Here is an 18002-nt window from a genome sequence, read left to right as displayed (position 1 = left end):
AAGGAACGGCCGCTCAGGCGGTCAGTGTGCGGAAAGTTCGGTGCGCGCGGCGGCAATGCGCGCGGCAAGGCGGGGGTCCGCCAGAAGACGTTCGGCTACGAGCGTGCCGACCACGTGGCCGGCCTCGAGATCGGACAGGTAGTGGACGCCGCAGACGGCGCGGCTCATCGCGTAGTCATCCGCGCGGGCGAGGATAGCCGGGGCGCGGTCCGGCAGCAGGCGGACCAGCGTCCAGGCCAGTGCATAGCCGATGCTGGCGTGCCCGCTGGGATAGGAACGCGGCGCTGCCGTCGCGTCCTTCTTGCCGCAATGGGGCAGGGCCGGATCGGCGCCGTAGGGGCGCAGGCGGGCAAAGTGGTCCTTGGCCACGACCACCACGCCTTCGGTTTCCTCGGTTACGATGGAGAGCAGGGCGGCCGTTTGCGGCAGTGTCGTCAGATCGCGACCGACCACCGCGTTATAGGCGGAAGCATCCTCGTGCGCGCCGTCCCAGCGGGCCTGGTCGAGCCGCGCGGGGCTGGCCGCCGCGACGATCCGGCGCACCTCGTCCAGTTCGCGCTTCTCGCGCGCCGATCCGGCCACGGGGGGCGGGGGCAGCAGGCGTTCGGGTACGAAGGCCGACGGGTCGATGTAATGCGCCGCCTCCGGCTGCGCGATCGCGGGAGCGCAGGGTGCAAGAAGGCAGGCTGCGAAAGCAGCCAGAACGCGCCTGGTGGCCGGCATTGGATGTTCCCTCGTCGCGCCCCGGTCCGGATCGAACCGCGGGCCACGAGAGGGGCGCTAGGCGGGGTCCATGACGGAAAGGTGACAGGCTGCGAGTCGCGCGCCACAAAACCGTCAACATTGCAAATTTAGAATGTAGCGTTCAGGCGGCCGGGACCGCGTCAGGCAGGGCGGGCAGCCGGATGCGGACCTTGAGGCCGGGCGCGTTGTCGGCCAGCTCCAGCGAACCCTGATGGAACCGCACGATCGCGCGCGTGATCGCAAGGCCCAGTCCGCTGCCTCGGCGCAGCCCGGACCCCTTGCCCCGCTCGAACGGCAGCAGCACGCGATCGCGCTCGCCTTCGGCCAGGCCTGGCCCGTCATCATCGATCGCGATCAGGGCGGATTCGCCGGCCTGTTCCAGCGACAGTGTTGCGCGCGTCCCGGCGGGGGTGTGCGTAACCACGTTTTCCAGCAGGTTGACGATCATCTGGTTGAAAAGGTCCGCGTCCCCGCGCACGCGCACCGGTTCGAGCCGGCCGAGTTCCAGCGCGCAGCCGGCATCGGCGATGACCGGCTCCATCGTTTCGGCGATGTCTTCCAGCATGGCGCGCAACGGCAGGTCGCGCACGGCCGAAGGGTGACGCCCGGTCTCGATTTCGGCCAGCCGCAGCAGGGCATCGAAGATGGTGATGATCGAGGCGCATTCGCGTTCGGCGCGTTCGAGCAGGCGCACCCGGTCGGCCTCCGCCGTTTCCGCCGTGAGCAACCCGCGCAGGCGCGTCAGCGGCGTGCGCAGGTCATGCGCGAGATGGCTGGAGAACTGGCGCTGCGCATTGACCATGTCCTCCATCCGGTCGAGCATCCGGTTGAGGCTTTCCGCCTGCACCGCGAACATCCCGTCGAGCCGGTCGGACGGGATGCGGCGGGTCAGGTCGCCCTGTGCGATGGCGTCGGCCGCCGCCTGCGTTTCCGCCAGACGCCGGGCGGTCAGGCGCGCGAACAGGATCGTGGCGGCAAGCCCCACCAGCAGGGCGGAAACGAAGATCGCGGCGACCACCGAAGGCAGCAGGGCGCGCAGGCTCGCGGCGGCCTCGCTGTGCTGCACTACCACGAACAGGCTGCCATCGGGCCGGCGGGTGGCGAGCGCGCGCCCTTTCTGCGGTTTCCTTCCGCCGCCCATGAAGGTGACGTCCGAATAGCCCGGTTGCGGCGCGGCCAGGTCCAGCCTTCCCGCCACGAGCCGGCCGGTGGCATCGTAGAACAGGTAGGTCCTTTCGCTCAGCATCTTGCGCCGCTGCCATTCCTGGATGCGGGCGATGACATCGGCATCCGATGCCGGCCCCGTGGCAACGGGGCGCAGGAACTTGGTGACGTGAACTTGCAAGGCATCGTCGATGCGCTGGGCGATCCGTTCCTCCGCCACCAGGAATACGATCACGCCCATGGCGAGCATGGCCAGTGCGAACGCCACGCCGAACTGGATGGCGAGCCTTCCCGGTCCGGGTGCGCGCCGGGCGGCCGACGCGGTCACCGGCACCGTTCCGAACGCAGCACGTATCCCGAGCCGCGCAGCGTGTCGATCGGGTCGCAGCCCAGCTCCTCCAGCCGGGCGCGCAGCCGGCTCATGTTGCTTTCCACGATGTTGGTGGTGGGCGTGAAGGCATAGCCCCACACGCTTTCGAGCAGCATGCCCCGCGTCACCAGCCGGTCGGCGCAGCGCATCAGGTGGGCTAGAAGCGAAAACTGCTTGCGGTTGAGTTCGATGGTGCGGTCAAGGAACAGCACCGAATGGCTGCTGGGGTCCAGCTTCAGCCTGCCAACCGCCAGTCCCGCGTCGGGAGGAGGCACCGGCGCGGCGCGGCGAGTCACCGCGTTGAGGCGGGCCACCAGTTCGTCCATGTCGAACGGCTTGGCCAGATAGTCGTCGGCGCCGGCGGCGAGGCCCTCGATGCGGTCCTTCACGGTGCCCAAAGCGCTGAGCATGACGACCGGGGGCAGCCTGCGTTCGGCGCGCATCCGCGCCAGCACCTCGATGCCGCTCATGCCCGGCAGCAACCGGTCGAGAACCATGCCCGAAAAGCGTTGGCGCTCGACCGCCGCGAGCGCGTCCTCGCCAGAGGCGACGCGTTCGGGTCGGTAGCCCAGCGTGCCCAGGCAGGCCGTGATGTGATCGGCAATTACCGCATCGTCTTCCACTACGAGCACACGCACGGCCGCCTCCTATGTCCGGAAGGCTTTTGCGATGGAGATGTGACTGTTGTGAGACGGAGCGGCGAAATCCCGTGCGCGTCAGCGCAGTTGCAGCCCCTGTTCCAGAACGGGCACCAGCCAGCCGAGGAAGGCCTGCAGCCGGTGCGAAAGCTGACGGCGGTGCGGATAGACCAGAGAGACTGGCAACGGTTCGGCCCGATGCTCTGGCATGACCTCAACCAGCGCTCCTTCGGCGATATGGTCCGCCACGTCGTATGCGGGAATCTGGATCAGCCCGAGACCGGCCAGTGCGCCGGCGATCAGCGCTTCGGCACTGTTCACGGTGAGCCGGGCGCGCAGGGAATGGGTCAGCACTTGCCCATTGCCGGTCCACTCCCACGGCTCCACCCGCCCGGTGGTGGGCGAGGCATAGGCCACGGTATGATGCCGGTCGAGGTCCGCCGGCGTTTCAGGCGTGCCATGCGCGGCAAGGTAGGCGGGGCTGGCGGCGTTGATGAGTTCCAGTTCGCCCAACCGCCGCGCGATCAGGCCGGAATCGGCGAGCGGCCCCACGCGCAGCGCGCAATCGATGCCGTCCTCCACCAGGTCCACCGCGCGGTCGCGCACGCCGAGTTCGATGTCGATGTTCGGATAGGCAGCCAGAAATTCGGGAAGGGCCGGCGCTACGATCAGCCGGCCCACGCGCCCCGGAAGATCGATGCGGAGGCGCCCGGATGGCGTTGCGCCGGACTGGCGGAACAGCCCCTCGGTCTCCTCGAAATCGGCGAGCAGGTTCTGCGCGCGGGTGTAGAGCGCTTCGCCATCGGCGGTCAGCGCGACGCGCCGTGTCGTCCGGTTGAGCAGGCGCGTGCCAAGCCGGGCCTCCAGCTCCTGAACGGCCGCCGACACCGAGGAGCGTGGCAGGCCGAGCGTGTGCGCGGCGTGCGTGAAACTGCCGGCCTCGGCCACGCGCGTAAAGATACGGAAGAGATCGACGCGATCCATTGTTCGTCAATTCTGGCCAATAATGCCAGGATTACAAGCTTTATCCTGCAATTTCCGCAAGTATCACCGCGACATGCATCACGCATGAGCACATTTGACGTGGGAGACCAGTATGACGGACCATTCGATCAAGGGTAAAACGGCCATCATCGCCGGCGGCGGCAAGAACCTGGGTGGCCTTATTGCCCGTGATCTTGCCGCGCAGGGCGCGCGGGCGATCGTTGTCCATTACAACAGCGCGGCGACCGCCGAGGCCGCGCGAGAAACCGTGGCCGCTATTGAGGCGGCCGGTGCGCAAGCGCTGGCCATCCAGGCCGATCTTACCACGGCGGGCGCGGTCGAAAAGCTGTTCGCGGACGCCGTCGCGGCGTTCGGCCGACCCGACATCGCGATCAACACGGTCGGCAAGGTGCTCAAGAAGCCGGTGTTGGACATCAGCGAGGCGGAATACGACGCGATGAGCGCGATCAACGCCAAGTCCGCGTTCTTCTTCATCAAGGAGGCGGGCCGCACGCTCAACGATCACGGCAAGATCGTCACGCTGGTTACCTCGCTGCTGGGCGCGTTCACGCCGTTCTATTCGACTTACGCGGGCACCAAGGCGCCGGTCGAACACTTCACCCGCGCGGCAGCCAAGGAATTCGGCGAACGCGGCATTTCGGTGAACGCGGTCGGCCCCGGCCCGATGGACACGCCGTTCTTCTACGGCCAGGAAAGCGCCGATGCGCAGGCCTATCACAAGAGCGCGGCGGCGCTTTCGCCGTTCACCGACACCGGCCTCACCGACATCCGCGACATCGTACCGCACATCCGCTTCCTCGTTTCGGAAGGCTGGTGGATGACGGGGCAGACGATCCTGGTGAACGGGGGCTACACCACCAAGTAGCGCCACCGGTTCGCACGCCGGGCCTGGTGCGCCCGGCTTGCGAACCGATCCCCTATTGTCCCTCGATCCGGTTCAGGAACTGATCGAGCGGGCACAAGCCCTTGATCCCGCGCGCTTCGCAGCCCGCGATCGGCAGGACCGATGCGGACGGGGGCGAGGCGGCCGTCAGGGCCGCGGCGCTGCGGATCTGGGAAAGCGATTGCGTGCGATAGCGCACCCGCACGAACAGCGCGCCATCCGCCGCGCGCAACCGTTCCAGCACCAGCGCGCCGCCGGGCGAGGGATCGTCGGCGGCAAGCCCGGGCACCTGCCAGTGGACGTCCAGCAGCCCGCCGAGATTGGCGACGTTGGTATCATGCCCCGAAATCATCGTGACGCGGGTTTCGCCGGTCAGCCCTTCGCGCACGATCGGCGCCAGCCCGGCGAAGTTCGCCGAGGCGACATAGCGGGGGCGGGCCAGCAGCCGGAATTCGAGCGCGTGAAACGCCGAGAGACGGCCGATGTCGGCCGCGCTGGCACGGCCCCATCCCACTTGGGCAAGCGGCTTGCCTTCGGCATATTCGAGCAGCAGGATCTGCGCCGCCGTCGATGCCCGGTCGAGCGCGCCGGACAGCTTGGGGCGTCCATTAGCCTTGGCGGGCACCAGTGCGGTGGGCTGCCCGGCCACGCCGCATCCCGTCCGGTGTGCGCCGCACAGGATCGCGTCCAGGCGGGCCAGCAGCGGGCGGTGCGCGGCCGCGATCGCACCCACGCCGTCGGGTGCGGCCGCGGCCCGCACAGCGGCGTCCGCAAGCGCGGAATCGTAGGGCGAAAGGCCGGCTTCGATCGCGCCGAAGCGGGAATCGGGTTCATCCTGTGGCTTGTGGTCGATCGGCACGCCGCATCCCGGCGCCAGCGCCGCGCTCCAGCTTTGCGCCGTGGCGATCGTGCGCTGGTCGCTGTCCGCGACGATGCGGATCGTTGCACTTTGCGGACACCCGCGCGCGGGGATCAGGCCGTCGGCGCGAAGCCGCGCCCCGTCCCACGTGCCGAGGCGCGAGACGGCCAGCGCGCCATGCGGGGTCAGCCAGCCCGGCTGGACCGGCCAGTCGGGCCAGCGTTCGGGCGTGACATCGGCGGGCATCGCCGGCGCCTTGGTCGGCGGACGCACGCCGTGGCGCATCACCAGCACCACCCGGTCCAAGACCAGCGGCGCGGCGGCGGGCGGGCGGTGCGCGCTCCGGCGCGGGGCTGCCTCGGCCATCGGGGCCAACGCGAGGGCAAGGGCCGCTCCCGCCCCCATCGCCAGAACCATGCGCTTCACGGCCATCATGCGCCTCATCAGAAGTGGACCTGCACGCCACCGCGCAGTTGCGCACCATAGTGTTCGCGCTCAACGAGGTAGGGCTTGCTGCCGATATAGCGGCGCCAGGGCGCGTCGGTAAGGTTGATCGCATCGCCGAACACGGTCACCTGCGGCACGACCTGATAGCTGACGTGCAGATCGAGCTGGCCGTTGGCATCGGTGTACTGGTCGGTGGTGGCGGTGCCGCCCAGCGTATCGAGATAGGCCGAGCGGTAGTTGAAGGCGAGCCGCGCCGACAGGCCGTACTTTTCGAAGAACAGCTGCACGTTGCCGAGGTCGCGCGACTGGTACCCGAGCGGGATGGCGCCGGGGCGGATGGCGTTGGCCGTGGCGTGGCCCCAGACGTGGGTGTAGTTGGCCGAAACGCCGAAGCCGCCGAGGAAGCCGGGCAGGCTGGTGAACTGCGTCTGGAGGTTGAATTCCACACCGCTCACGGTCTCGCGATCGGTGTTGACTGGCTGGGTCACCGTTGCTGCTGCATACGTCACGCCGCCGGCGGTGATGTTGGTGCCCTGGCGGAAGGCCGAATAGATCGGGTTGTCGATGTCCTTGTGGAAGAAGCCGGCCGAGAAGATCGCGCCTGCCGCGGGGTAGTATTCGATCGAGAGATCGTAATTGCGCGCCCGGTAGGGCTTGAGATCGGGGTTGCCGAGCACGATCGCGGCGAGGGCCGGGTTCGAGGTATCGACGCTGACGAACGGCGCCAGGGTGCTGTAGTTGGGCCGCCCGATCGACGTGGTCACCGCCCCGCGCAGCACCAGGTTGCGCGCGGCATCGATGCGCACGTTCAGGCCGGGGAAGGCATCGGTGAAGCTCTTCGCCCCAAAGCTGTTGAACCCGTCGTTCAGCGTCGAGGCCGCGTTGACGATCTTGGCCTTGGTCCTGTCACGGGTGTGTTCCACGCGCACGCCCGGCACCAGCGTCAGCGCGCCGATGCGCAACGTGGCCATGGCATAGCCGGCGATGATCTGTTCGCGCACGTCGTAGTCCGAAGCGAGCGTTGCGGAGAGCGAGCCGGCCGTATCGACTTTGCCCACCGCCGGATTGGCGAGGAAATAGGCCCGCGCCGCGTCGTAATCGATGCGGTTGCCGAACGTGAACTGGTTGCCATAGAAGCTGGTGTCGCCAGTGGCGGCGACATTCGCGATGGTCCACGCCGTGGCGCCGGCGGTGTAGTTGGTGCGGTCGCGGTTGTCCGCCTTGTGCCGGTCGAGCACCTTGAACCCGACCTTGATCGAGGAATCGTCGCCGAGCGCCAGCGGGTGCGTATAGTCGGCGCGGCCCTGCCAGAGTTCCTCGTAGGCGTGGCGGGTCTCGAAGTTGACTTTGCTGAAGGTCAGCGAAGGATCGGTGAAGGCCGCCGTCGTCGGCACCAGTGTATAGGGTTCGGTCGACGGGTCGTAGGTGAGCGTGAGCGCGCCCTTCTTGGTGGTGAAGGTGAATTCGCTGCGGATCGGGTCGGTCTTCACCGCCTTCGTCCAGTTGGCCGACAGTTCCAGCGTGCCGCCGCCGAGGTTGGAAAACTCGCCGCCCAGCGTGGCCGACTTGGTGTTGTCGTTCTCCTCGCGGTGCCGCACCAGGATCGTGCCGGTGCCTTTCAGCGCGGGGGTATAGGCGGTGACGGCCAGACGGTTCTGGTCGCGTGTCTCATGGTCCTCGAACTTCGAATAGCTCGTCTTGAGGTAGAGCTTCACGTCGCTGCTCGGCCGCCAGTCGAAGTTGCCCACGACGCCCAGCCGCGTGCGGGTGAGGTTGTAATCGCGCAGGCCGTTGCCATCGGGCACGCCCGCGGCGTTGTAGTTGGTCGAGCCCTGGAAGTTCTCGCTTTCGATCGGGCGGCGCGAATAGTTGACCGACACGATCGCGCCGAACTGTTGGCCCGCGCCGAAGCGGCCGCCCACGGTGCCGTCGATTTCATAGGGCGACTTGCCGTTGAGATCGTAACGGCCGACCGAGGCGCGCCCATCAAGGAAGAACGGCTTCTTGCTGTCGAAACCGGTGCGCGTGCGGATCGCCACTTCGCCGGCGATGGCGTTGGCGTCCTGGCTCGCCAGCAGCGATTTGGTGACCGCGACCGACTGGATCATCGCCGAGGGCAGATCGTCCAGCTTGACCTGGCGGCCGTCCGGTTCGGGCGCGGGCAGCGTCTGGCCGTTGAGCGTGACGTTGAGCAGGCCGGGATCGATGCCGCGGATGATCGCGTAGCGGCCTTCGCCCTGGTCGTTGGCGACGGACAGGCCGGGCAGCCGCTTGATCGCTTCGGCCACGTTCTGGTCGGGCAGCTTGCCCACGTCGTTGGCGTGGAGCGTTTCGATGGTGTTGGTTGCCGCCTGCTTTTCGGCGGCAGCCTCGCGCTGCGCCGCGCGCACGCCGGTGACGATGATTTCGGGCTGCGGGCTGCTATCGCCCGCGCCGGGCTCCCCCGGCACCGCCGGCGCCGCCTCGCCATAGCGGCCGGCCACGATCACGTAGATGCCTTCTCCCGTGCTGCGCGCGGTCAGCCCGGTATCGGCCAGCATGTGCGCCAGCGCCTGGTCCACGGTCATCCGCCCCGTGATCGCATGGGTGTGGCGGCCGCGCGCCACGCTGCCCGACACCACGATCTGCACGTTGGCCTGCCGCGCGATCTGGCGGACAGCGCTGCCCACATCCTGCGCGGGCACATCGAAGGTGAGCGCCTGAGCCAGCGCGGGAAACGAGACGAGGCCGGCCGCGACGAACGCGACGGCGGAAACCTGACGAAACTTCGGCAGCATTGAAAGACCCCCATGAACGCCCGGAAAGGCGGGTTCGGGGTTCTGACGGGGCAGCGCGGCATTTCCTTATCCGGCGGAAGCGCTTTTTTGATATCCGATTGTTTCGGCGTCCATTCCCGATCCGGCCCCCATTTCGGCCCCCATTCCGGCAGGCGTGCTATTTGCGGGCGGAAATGACGATGCTGTCCTCGCCGACGGTGGCGGTGCCATCCACGCTGACGGCTACGGCACGGGCGAAGCCGATCGGATCGTTCATCCGGAACGCGCCATAGAGCGGTTCGCCTGCCAGCCGGGCCGGATCGGCCAGCTGGACTTGCAGATGGTTGTGCCGGTTCATTTCCGCCACCGCCTCGCCGATCGGTTCGCCATCGAGTTCGAGCCGCCCGCTGGTCCAGCCGAGCGCGCGGTCGATCGCGGCGGCGGATACAGGCTGGATCGGGGGAGCGGACGCCGCACCGGCGGCGCGGGGAAAGCGGGCGCGGTTCCCGGCGACCAGCCGCGTGCGCGTGCCGCCCGCTTCCACGTCCACCGCGCCTTCGCTCACCAGCACGTCGACGAAGCCGGCCTCGGCATCGTCGGTCACCTGGAAGACCGTACCGATATCGGTGATGGTCACGTCGCCCACGATCACGCGGAACGGCTTGCCAGGATCGTGCGCGACATGGAACAGCGCCTTGCCGCGCACCAGACGGGTGACGCGCGCGTCATCCTCGATGCGCACATCCACGCGGCTGCCGGCATCGACCGATACCGCCGATCCGTCGCGCAAGGCCAGCGCGCGCACTTCGCCATGATCCGCCTCGAAGGTTTCGGCACGCGGCAGGTTGAGCAAGGCCAGCGCGGCGAGCGAGGCGGCCAGCACCGCGCCTCCCGCAACCCAGCGCCAGACCGCGCCGCGCGGCACCCTGTACTTGCGCCCGGCGCCTTCGGCAGCGCCGGCCGGCTCTGCCGTTTCCGGTGGTGTGATCGTGGCTTCGGGCAGCCCCCCGCCCAGCATCACCAGCGCGGCCTGCGCACGCAGGAGCGCGCCGGCCCGCGCCGGATCGGCGTTCAGCCATTCGTCCAGTCCGGGATGGGCATCGGACGGCGCAGCATCGATCCGGGCCGCCCAGAAGGCAGCCTCGTCTTCAACCGTAAACCTCGAATTTCCGCCGCTCGTCAACGTCCGTAAAATCCTTCTCGGGCGGGCTGTCGCCGGGGCCGCATCCGGGGTCTGTCCGCAAAGCCCGCTGGATCGTGCGCAGCGCTTTCTGCACGTCGTTTTCCACCACGCTTTCGCTCACGCCAAGCCGTTTCGCGATTTCCCTTTGGGATAACCCTTCCATCCGTTTCAGCGTGAAGATCGTCCGGCACCGGTCGGGCAGGTCCGCCAGCAGCCGGCCCACCAACCGGAGCTGCTCGCGCGCCGCGACCGTCGCTTCGACGCCAACCGCTTCATGCTCGACGAACAGGTTGGCATTTTCCGTAACGTCCTCGAACCGGATGATCCTTTCGCGCCGCAGCCGGTCGCGCCGCAGGTTCTTGACGATCTGCATGAAATAGGCGCCGGGCCGGTCGATATGGTCGACGCTGCGCATGGCCGCGAACCGGCAATAGGCATCCTGCACCAGATCGTCCGCGTCGGCATCGCACACCCCCGCGCGGCGCAGGGCGGCGCGGATGTGCTGTTCCTGCGGCACCACGTAGAGGGCCACCCAGCGGATGATGTGAGACGGAGCTGCTGGCACGGTGCGATCTTTTCCGGATCACCGCGCTATGTTGCATTTGCGAAATCTTCATGACAGCGGCCGGCCGGGCAGGCCACCGCCTTTCAGATAAAATGCGTTCAGAACAGCAGGCGCTCCACGCCCATAACGGGCCGCCGGGCGGCCACGGCATCCGCGCCGTTCAGCCGCACCTTGCGCGTTTCGGCCAGCGGCATGACGATGCGCAGGCCCGCTGCCGGTTCCGGCGCGGCACCATCCCACCGCGACACGATGTCCAGCCCGTCCGCGCTGGCCGTTACGGTCACGCGCCACAGCGGCGGGCGGGAAGCGTCGGGCCAGCCTTCGCTTTCGTCGAGGAAGCCTGCCCATTGCAGCGTTCCCGTGGCCGGGGGATAGAGCAGCACCGCCGGTTCCATCGGCCGGGGCGCGAAACCGCCGGGCGCGATGTCGAGGAACACGCCGCTGCCTTCGCGCGCCAGGATCGGCGGCAGGCCTTCCAGCGGCGCGGGCAGGACATGGCACTGGCCACCCGCATGGCAGCGGTCATCGCGCAAGTCGAACCAGTCGGTGCCGGCCGGGCAATAGACCGCGCGCTCGGCCAGGCCCTTGTCCATCGCCGGGGCGACCAGCAGATCGGGGCCGAGCAGGTAGTCATCGCCATCGGTCCATGCAGCGGGGTCGGACGGGAAATCATGCCACAGCGGGCGCGTGACCGGCTCGTAGTGGGCATGATGGCGCCAGAGCAGGTGGCCAAGCTGCGGGATCAGCGCCTGCCGCAGCGCCATCAGCCGCACGATCGCCGGGGTCGTCTCCGGATACATCCACGGTTCGTTGACCGTGCGATCGGTGTTCCAGCTGTGGATCGAGAAACGTGGCATGAGGATGCCCGCCTGCACCCAGCGCAGCAGCAGTTCGGGTTCGGGCGCGGGACCCGCGAAGCCGCCGATATCGTGGCCGTGGTTGGATACGCCTGACAGCGCCAGGCCAAGCCCCATCTTCTGGTTGAAGCGCAGCGATTCCCAGCTGGTGTTGTTGTCGCCCGACCATGTCTGCGCATAGCGCTGCATGCCCGCCATGCCCGATCGCGTGACCACGTAGGGCCGGTGCCGCGGATCATGCGCCCGTTGCGCCTGGCGCGAGGCCCGCATCATCAGCAGGGTCTGCACCGGCCGTTCGGCGGCGGCCGGGCGGGGCACGCCGAAACCGTCGATGCGCGCGCGGCGATCCCATATCTCGTATTCGTTGTTGTCGTTCCAGGTGGAGGCGATGCCGTAATCGAGCAGTTGCGCCGTCACCTGCCCGCGCCACCACGCGGCCGCATCGGGGTTGGTGAAATCGACGTAGGCGCCCAGCTCGTCCCAGAACTGGCATTCGATCGGATCGCCATCGGCGTCCTTCACGAACCAGCCTTTCGCCGCAAGATCGGCGTAATGCGGGTGATCGCGCAGCAGCGCGGGCTTGATGTTGGGCACCAGCCGCACGCCCGCCTCGGCAAAGGTGCGCACGAAGCCTTTCGCGTCGGGGAACTTGTCGGTGTTCCAGTGGAACACATAGCGCTTGTCGCCGATCGAGGTGTAGCCCGACGACAGGTGGAACGAGGTGCAGCCGATGTCATGCTCTTCCAGCTTCGCCAGGAATTGCCCCATCTGCCGCTGCGCGTCGGGCGCGTCGGTATAGGTCATCGTCGAACCGGAATAGCCGAGCGCCCAGCCGGGCATCAGCGCCGGGCGACCGGTCAGCCAGGTGACGCGCCGCGTGACCTCCGCCGCGTCCGGCCCGGCAATCATGTAGTAGTCGAGATCGCCGGATTCGGCGCGCATCGTGCGATAGGCGCCGTGGTAGTTGTCGTATTCCTGGCCCAGATCGAACACGGGATCGGCGGTGGTATCGTAGAACACGCCATGCGCGCTCCCATCGACGGCCACCACCAGCAGATAGGGGATGGCCTTGTAGAGCGGGTCCGAAGACCGCGCGTCATAGCCCATGGGATCGAGGTTGGTCAGCCGCAGACGGCGCCCGGCGCGGTCCATCGGGCCGGAGCGTTCGCCCAGGCCAAAATAGCGCTCGCCCGGCTGCCGCGCGACATAGTGATAGGTCGCTTCGTCCCACCACCCGAAATTGTAGGGCTGGGTCGGGCGGTCGGCGCTGATGACGGTCCAGCCTGCCTCCGACTGCCGCGACCAGGTGCAGAGAAACCCGCTGCGCGTGATCGCAAGCCGCAGGCGGGGCGTCTCGACGACGATGTGGTGCTCGTCCTCGCTTACGCTAAAGCCCGGCGTCGCGAAGCCCGATGTGTCCATGCGGTCGCGCCCGGGTTCGGCCACGTCCTCCTGCCCCGGCGCGACGGCCCAGCTGGGCGGGGAAGTGACGGTCCCCTGCGCCAGCAGCAGCACGCGCACGATGTCTTCCTCCAGCACGAAGACATGCGCCACCGCGCCGGTATCGGCGTGCAGCGTCACGCGCGCGCCGTCGTGCTCCGCGATGGAGAAGCGGGGAGGGTGGGACAGGCGCGGCTTGGGCATCGATCAGGCCTTTGCGGGGATGGTGAGGTGGCGGCGCAGCGCGATCAGCCAGAGGGCGCCGATCAGGTCGAACAGGCCGAGGCAGGCAAACAGCGGCGCATAGCCGACCGTGTCCGCCAGTTGCCCGATCGCCAGCGAGAACAGCAACCCGCCCGTCCACCCGGCCATGCCGACCAGGCCGTTGGCCTTGGCGACATCGGAGCGGGGAAAGACGTCGGCGGAAAGCGTGTTGATCAGAACCGAGATCATCTGGTGCGCGAAACCGCCGACCGACAGCAGCGCGATCGCCAGCAGCGGATGCGCGACCAGGCCGACAAGCCCCGGCCCGATCATCAGCACCGCACCCAGGCAAATGCCGGCAATGCGCGAAGACTCCAGCGACAGGCCCCAGCGGCGCTGGAACAGCGGCGCCAGGTATCCGCCGATGATGCCGCCCGCGTCCGCCGCCAGAAACGGCAGCCACGCGAACATCGCGATCTGCGTCAGATCCATGTGCCGCTCATTCGCGAGATAGAGCGGAATCCAGAAGCTGAAAGTCTGCCACGCCGGCTCCGCCAGAAAGCGCGGCACCGCGATGGCCCAGAAGCGCGGCGCGCTGATGATGGCGCGGATCGTAACCTTGGCAGCGTCCGCGTCCACCACGCGCTGTCCGTCCGCGATCAGGCGCCGTTCCTGGTCGGTGAGAACGCGCGATTGCGCCGGCGGGCGATAGAGGCGCCACCACGCAAGCGCCCAGATCAGCCCGATCGCGCCGGTGACGAAGAAGCCGGCCTGCCAGCCCCATTGCTTGGCGATCAGCGCCACTACCACGGGCGCGAGCGCGGCGCCGGCGGCGGTGCCGGCGTTGAACCAGCCGGTCGCGATCGACCGTTCGCGATCGGGAAACCATTCGGCGATGGCTTTCATCCCCGCCGGGATCGTCGCCGCTTCCGCCATGCCCAGCAGGCCGCGGAACACCGCCAGCGAAAACCACCCGCGGGCAAAGGCATGGGCCATGTTGGCCAGCGACCAGGCGATGGCGAACAGGGCGAAACCAGCGGTCAGACCGATTCGGTCGATAACCATCCCCGCGACCGGCTGCATCACCGTGTAGGCGATCTGGAAAGCGCCGACGATGTAGCTGTACTGCTGCGTCGATATCGACAGTTCCAGCTTCAATTGCGGGGCCAGCACGCCCAGCGAATTGCGCGCGAGATAGTTGATGACGGTGCCGACCATCACCAGCAGCAGGATGCGGACGCGAACGGCGCGCCAGTTGATCGTCATGGGCCTCTCCGGGATTTGCGGACGCGCATTTCTCCGCGCGCCCGCTTCGCATCATCGCGGCAGTATCGGCATGCGTCTCACCAGTTCCACATCGTGCCGTCCGCAAGGCGGGCGACGGGCAGGTAGGCCGGCTTGTAAGGGTATTTCGCGGCGAGATCCTCGTCGATGTCGACGCCATGGCCTGGTGTTTCCCCGCAGAGCAGGAAGCCATCGGCGAAGGTATAGTCGTGCGGGAAGACCGCGTCGGTTTCCTCGGTGTGGCGCATGTATTCCTGGATGCCGAAGTTGGGCACCCAGGTATCGAAGTGCAGCGCGGCGCCCATCGTCACCGGGGAAAGGTCGGTCGCGCCATGGCAGCCGGTACGGACCTGGTAGAGCGCGGCGAGATCGGCCAGCCGGCGCAGGTGCGTCACCCCGCCCGCGCCCACGATGGTCGCGCGGATGTAGTCGATCAGCTGGTTCTGGATCAGGTCCCGGGCGTCCCAGATCGTGTTGAAGATTTCACCGACGGCCAGCGGCGTGGTGGTGTGCTGGCGCACCAGCCGGAACGCTTCCTGGTTCTCCGCCGGGGTGCAGTCTTCCAGCCAGAACAGGCTGTAGGGCTCCAGCGCCTTGCCCAGCTGCGCCGCTTCCAGCGGGGTATAGCGGTGGTGGCCATCGTGCAGCAGGTGGTAATCGAAGCCATAGGTTTCGCGCAGCTTGTCGAACAGCTTGGGAACATAGTTGAGCGCCTTGCGCGTGTCCCATCCGGTCACGGAGGGCAGCGCGGCATCGGCCGGTTCGTAATAGAGCTTGCCACGCCCCACGCCATAGGCATCCTTGATCCCCGGCACGCCGGTCTGCGCGCGGATCGCCTTGTAGCCGAGGTCGATGTACTGGCCCACGGCATCGACCGTTTCGGCGATATCGGCGCCGTTGGCGTGGCCATAGACCATCACCCCGTCGCGGCTGCGCCCGCCCAGAAGCTGATACAGCGGCATCCCCGCCATCTTGGCCTTGATGTCCCACAGCGCGACGTCCACCGCCGCGATCGCGCGCATCGTTACCGGTCCGCCGCGCCAGTACGCGCCGCGATAGAGGTATTGCCAGATGTCTTCGATCCGGCGCGGGTCCATACCGATCAGGCACGGAATGACGTGGTCTTCCAGATAGGACACGACGGCCAGTTCGCGCCCGTTCAGCGTGGCATCGCCGATGCCGTACACGCCCTGGTCGGTCACGATCTTCAGCGTGACGAAGTTCCGCCCGGGGCAGGTAACAATCACCTTGGCGGCTTCAATTTTCATGGAATCCCTCGCGATATGGCGGCCATATTGGTATGACGACTTGACGGGTCCAATTTGGTCTGTCAAGTTTTTTGAAATTGGTAAAGCCACGGAGGCGGCATGAGTTCGACGGGATCGACGCAGGAACGGCTTTATCAGGATCTGGCGCGGGCGCTGCTGGATGAACTGGCATCGGGCAAGTACCCCGTTGGCGCGCGCTTGCCGGCCGAGCGCGAACTGGCCGTGCGTTACAACGTCAGCCGGCCGACCGTGCGCGAGGCGATCATCGCGCTGGAAGTGCAGGGACTGGTGGAAGTGCGCGTGGGCTCGGGCGCCTATGTGGTGCGGCTGCCCGGCGGCGATGACATGCCCGGCTTCAACGTCACCGCTTTCGAGCTGACCGAGGCGCGCCTGCTGGTGGAAGGTGAAACCGCCGCGCTGGCGGCAACCCAGATCACCGACGAGGAAATCGCCGAGCTGGAGGAACTGCTGCGGGCCATCGCGCGCGAAAACCTCGATCCCGCCGGATCGGACAAGGCCGATCACAGTTTCCACGTCGCCATCGCCCGGGCCACGCGCAACAACGCCATGATCGAGATCGTCGAGCGGCTGTGGAATCAGCGCTACACCTCGCCCGAAGCCTCGCTGCTGCACGAAAAGGCACGCACCGCGAACATCAAGCCGGTGGTCGACGAACATACCGCCGTGCTGGAGGCGTTGAAGCGCCACGATCCGTCCGCTGCCCGTGCGGCGATGCGCGCGCACTTGTCGGCCGTGCTGGAAAGCCTGCTGTTCGCCACCGAGGAACGCGCCGTGGCCGAAGCCCGCCGCGCGGTGCAGGCCAAGCGCGATCGTTACGCGCGCGCCACCGCTTGAAAATGCTGGCTGAAAATACTGGCTGAAGCCCCGAAAGACATATCCGAACCCATGCCACGATCCCTTGAACTGCATCCCGATCGCCTGCTGCCGGCGGAACCTTCGGTCCGTGCCCTGGCGCGCGCCTTGTATGCCGATATCGCGGACCTGCCGATCGTCAGCCCGCACGGCCACACCGATCCCCGCTGGTTCGCTGACAACGCGCCGTTCGGCAACGCCACCGATCTACTGCTGGTGCCCGATCACTACGTGTTCCGCATGCTCTATTCGCAGGGCGTCGCGCTCGAGGATCTGGGCGTGCGCAATCCGGGCGTCGATCCGCGCGCGGCATGGCGGCTGTTCGCCGAACGCTATACCCTGTTCCGGGGTACGCCATCGCGCATGTGGCTCGATTGGGTCTTTGCCGAAGCCTTTGGCATGGGCGTGCAACTGGAGGCCGAGACCGCCGACCTCTATTTCGACACGATCACCGAAATGCTCGCGACCGACAGCTTCCGTCCGCGCGCGCTGTTCGACCGCTATGGCATCGAAGTGATCGCCACCACCGAAAGCCCGCTCGATACGCTGGAGCACCATGCGGCGATCCGCGCCGAGAATGCACGGGCGGGCGGCTGGCAGGGCCGGGTGATTACCGCCTATCGCCCGGACCCGGTGGTCGATCCCGAATTCGAAGGCTTTTCCGCCAACCTCGATGCGCTGTCCGCCCTTACCGGCGAGGACTGCCGCACCTGGCGCGGCTATCTGGCCGCGCATCGCCAGCGCCGCGCCTTCTTCGCGCAGATGGGCGCCACCAGCACCGACCACGGCCATCCCACCGCGCAGACCGCCGATCTTTCGCCGGCCGAGGCCGAAGCGCTGTTTGGCAAGGTCTCGACCGGAGCATTCACCCCGGCCGAGGCGGAACTGTTCCGCGCCCAGATGCTGACCGAAATGGCAGGGATGAGCTGTGACGACGGGCTGGTCATGCAGATTCACCCCGGATCGTTCCGCAACCATAACGCGCAGCTGTTCGAACGCTTCGGCCGCGACAAGGGGGCGGATATCCCGACCCGCACCGACTACGTCCACGCGCTCAAGCCGCTGCTCGACCGCTTCGGCAACGCGCGCGATCTGTCGATTATCCTCTTCACGCTGGATGAAAGCGCCTATGCCCGCGAACTGGCGCCGCTGGCGGGGCATTACCCTTGCCTCAAGCTCGGCCCGGCGTGGTGGTTCCATGACAGCCCGGAAGGGATGCGCCGCTTCCGCCTGATGACCACGGAAACCGCCGGCTTCTACAACACCGTGGGCTTCAACGACGATACCCGCGCGTTCCTGTCGATCCCGGCGCGGCATGACGTGGCCCGTCGCATCGATTGCGGCTTCCTGGCGCAGCTTGTGGCGGAACATCGCATCGAGGACTGGGAAGCCGCGGAGCTGGCGCGCGATCTCACCTACAATCTCGCCAAGCGGGCCTACAAACTCTGACCTGACGGGATCG

Annotated in this window: 14 protein-coding genes; 3 read left to right on the top strand and 11 right to left on the bottom strand. The window is 67.5% G+C overall.

Translation table 11 applies throughout. The features are described from left to right. Positions 1-21: 21 nt before the first annotated feature. From NMD1_RS02875 to NMD1_RS02860, 4 genes are all read right to left on the bottom strand, one after another. Entirely contained in the window at positions 22-723 is a 702-nt protein-coding gene (locus tag NMD1_RS02875) for a phosphatase PAP2 family protein (protein ID WP_125953544.1), read from the bottom strand. A gap of 142 nt (positions 724-865) precedes the next feature. Then, on the bottom strand, positions 866-2236 hold the full coding sequence (locus tag NMD1_RS02870; protein WP_233497312.1) for a HAMP domain-containing sensor histidine kinase: 1371 nt from the start codon (positions 2234-2236) through the stop codon (positions 866-868). Continuing rightward, positions 2233-2916: a response regulator transcription factor gene (locus NMD1_RS02865; protein ID WP_125953543.1), complete on the bottom strand. Its 684-nt coding sequence runs from the start codon at positions 2914-2916 to the stop codon at positions 2233-2235. Before NMD1_RS02865 ends, NMD1_RS02870 begins: the two co-directional genes overlap by 4 nt. Positions 2917-2994: 78 nt before the next feature. After that, complete coding sequence (locus NMD1_RS02860; RefSeq protein WP_125953542.1) at positions 2995-3900, bottom strand: LysR family transcriptional regulator; 906 nt, start codon at positions 3898-3900, stop codon at positions 2995-2997. 112 nt (positions 3901-4012) lie between these two features. Between NMD1_RS02860 and NMD1_RS02855 the strand changes: the two genes are divergently transcribed. Further along, a complete protein-coding gene (locus NMD1_RS02855; RefSeq protein WP_125953541.1) occupies positions 4013-4786 on the top strand; it encodes an SDR family oxidoreductase in 774 nt (257 codons plus the stop codon). Between the two features lie 52 nt (positions 4787-4838). On the opposite strand, the gene NMD1_RS02850 is transcribed toward NMD1_RS02855, so the two are convergent. The 7 genes from NMD1_RS02850 to manD form a co-directional block, all read right to left on the bottom strand. Beyond that, complete coding sequence (locus NMD1_RS02850) at positions 4839-6098, bottom strand: histidine-type phosphatase (RefSeq protein WP_233497311.1); 1260 nt, start codon at positions 6096-6098, stop codon at positions 4839-4841. Positions 6099-6106: 8 nt separating this feature from the next. Further along, complete coding sequence (locus tag NMD1_RS02845; RefSeq protein WP_125953540.1) at positions 6107-8887, bottom strand: TonB-dependent receptor; 2781 nt, start codon at positions 8885-8887, stop codon at positions 6107-6109. A 157-nt stretch (positions 8888-9044) separates the two neighbouring features. Further along, positions 9045-10049, bottom strand: a complete 1005-nt coding sequence (locus NMD1_RS02840; RefSeq protein WP_125953539.1) for a FecR family protein — start codon at positions 10047-10049, stop codon at positions 9045-9047. Then, positions 10015-10614, bottom strand: a complete 600-nt coding sequence (locus NMD1_RS02835; protein WP_233497310.1) for an RNA polymerase sigma factor — start codon at positions 10612-10614, stop codon at positions 10015-10017. Before NMD1_RS02835 ends, NMD1_RS02840 begins: the two co-directional genes overlap by 35 nt. Before the next feature lie 98 nt (positions 10615-10712). Beyond that, positions 10713-13115 (bottom strand): TIM-barrel domain-containing protein, encoded by a 2403-nt coding sequence (locus NMD1_RS02830; RefSeq protein WP_125953538.1) that lies wholly within the window; start codon positions 13113-13115, stop codon positions 10713-10715. A gap of 3 nt (positions 13116-13118) precedes the next feature. After that, on the bottom strand, positions 13119-14381 hold the full coding sequence (locus NMD1_RS02825; RefSeq protein WP_125953537.1) for an MFS transporter: 1263 nt from the start codon (positions 14379-14381) through the stop codon (positions 13119-13121). Between the two features lie 77 nt (positions 14382-14458). Next, positions 14459-15667 carry a D-mannonate dehydratase ManD gene (gene manD / locus NMD1_RS02820; RefSeq protein ID WP_124809537.1) on the bottom strand — a complete coding sequence of 403 codons (1209 nt, stop codon included), beginning with the start codon at positions 15665-15667 and terminating at the stop codon, positions 14459-14461. 99 nt (positions 15668-15766) lie between these two features. On the opposite strand from manD, the gene NMD1_RS02815 reads away from it, so the two are divergent. Beyond that, entirely contained in the window at positions 15767-16522 is a 756-nt protein-coding gene (locus tag NMD1_RS02815) for a FadR/GntR family transcriptional regulator (RefSeq protein ID WP_125953536.1), read from the top strand. Between the two features lie 51 nt (positions 16523-16573). Further along, positions 16574-17989: a glucuronate isomerase gene (gene uxaC, locus NMD1_RS02810; RefSeq protein WP_125953535.1), complete on the top strand. Its 1416-nt coding sequence runs from the start codon at positions 16574-16576 to the stop codon at positions 17987-17989. Positions 17990-18002: the final 13 nt, after the last annotated feature.

It is taken from the genome of Novosphingobium sp. MD-1 (genome assembly GCF_001014975.1).
Lineage (GTDB): Bacteria > Pseudomonadota > Alphaproteobacteria > Sphingomonadales > Sphingomonadaceae > Novosphingobium.
The sequence above is the reverse complement of the archived record's forward strand: the minus strand, read 5'-3'. Positions and strand labels throughout refer to the sequence as shown.

Bases quoted from the DNA above. Each gene is read 5' to 3' on its own strand.
- NMD1_RS02875 (WP_125953544.1), bottom strand. From the start codon at position 723: ATGCCGGCCACCAGGCGCGTTCTGGCTGCTTTCGCAGCCTGCCTTCTT.
- NMD1_RS02860 (WP_125953542.1), bottom strand. From the start codon at position 3,900: ATGGATCGCGTCGATCTCTTCCGTATCTTTACGCGCGTGGCCGAGGCC.
- NMD1_RS02855 (WP_125953541.1), top strand. From the start codon at position 4,013: ATGACGGACCATTCGATCAAGGGTAAAACGGCCATCATCGCCGGCGGC.
- NMD1_RS02850 (WP_233497311.1), bottom strand. From the start codon at position 6,098: ATGATGGCCGTGAAGCGCATGGTTCTGGCGATGGGGGCGGGAGCGGCC.
- NMD1_RS02845 (WP_125953540.1), bottom strand. From the start codon at position 8,887: ATGCTGCCGAAGTTTCGTCAGGTTTCCGCCGTCGCGTTCGTCGCGGCC.
- NMD1_RS02830 (WP_125953538.1), bottom strand. From the start codon at position 13,115: ATGCCCAAGCCGCGCCTGTCCCACCCTCCCCGCTTCTCCATCGCGGAG.
- NMD1_RS02825 (WP_125953537.1), bottom strand. From the start codon at position 14,381: ATGACGATCAACTGGCGCGCCGTTCGCGTCCGCATCCTGCTGCTGGTG.
- manD (WP_124809537.1), bottom strand. From the start codon at position 15,667: ATGAAAATTGAAGCCGCCAAGGTGATTGTTACCTGCCCCGGGCGGAAC.
- NMD1_RS02815 (WP_125953536.1), top strand. From the start codon at position 15,767: ATGAGTTCGACGGGATCGACGCAGGAACGGCTTTATCAGGATCTGGCG.
- uxaC (WP_125953535.1), top strand. From the start codon at position 16,574: ATGCCACGATCCCTTGAACTGCATCCCGATCGCCTGCTGCCGGCGGAA.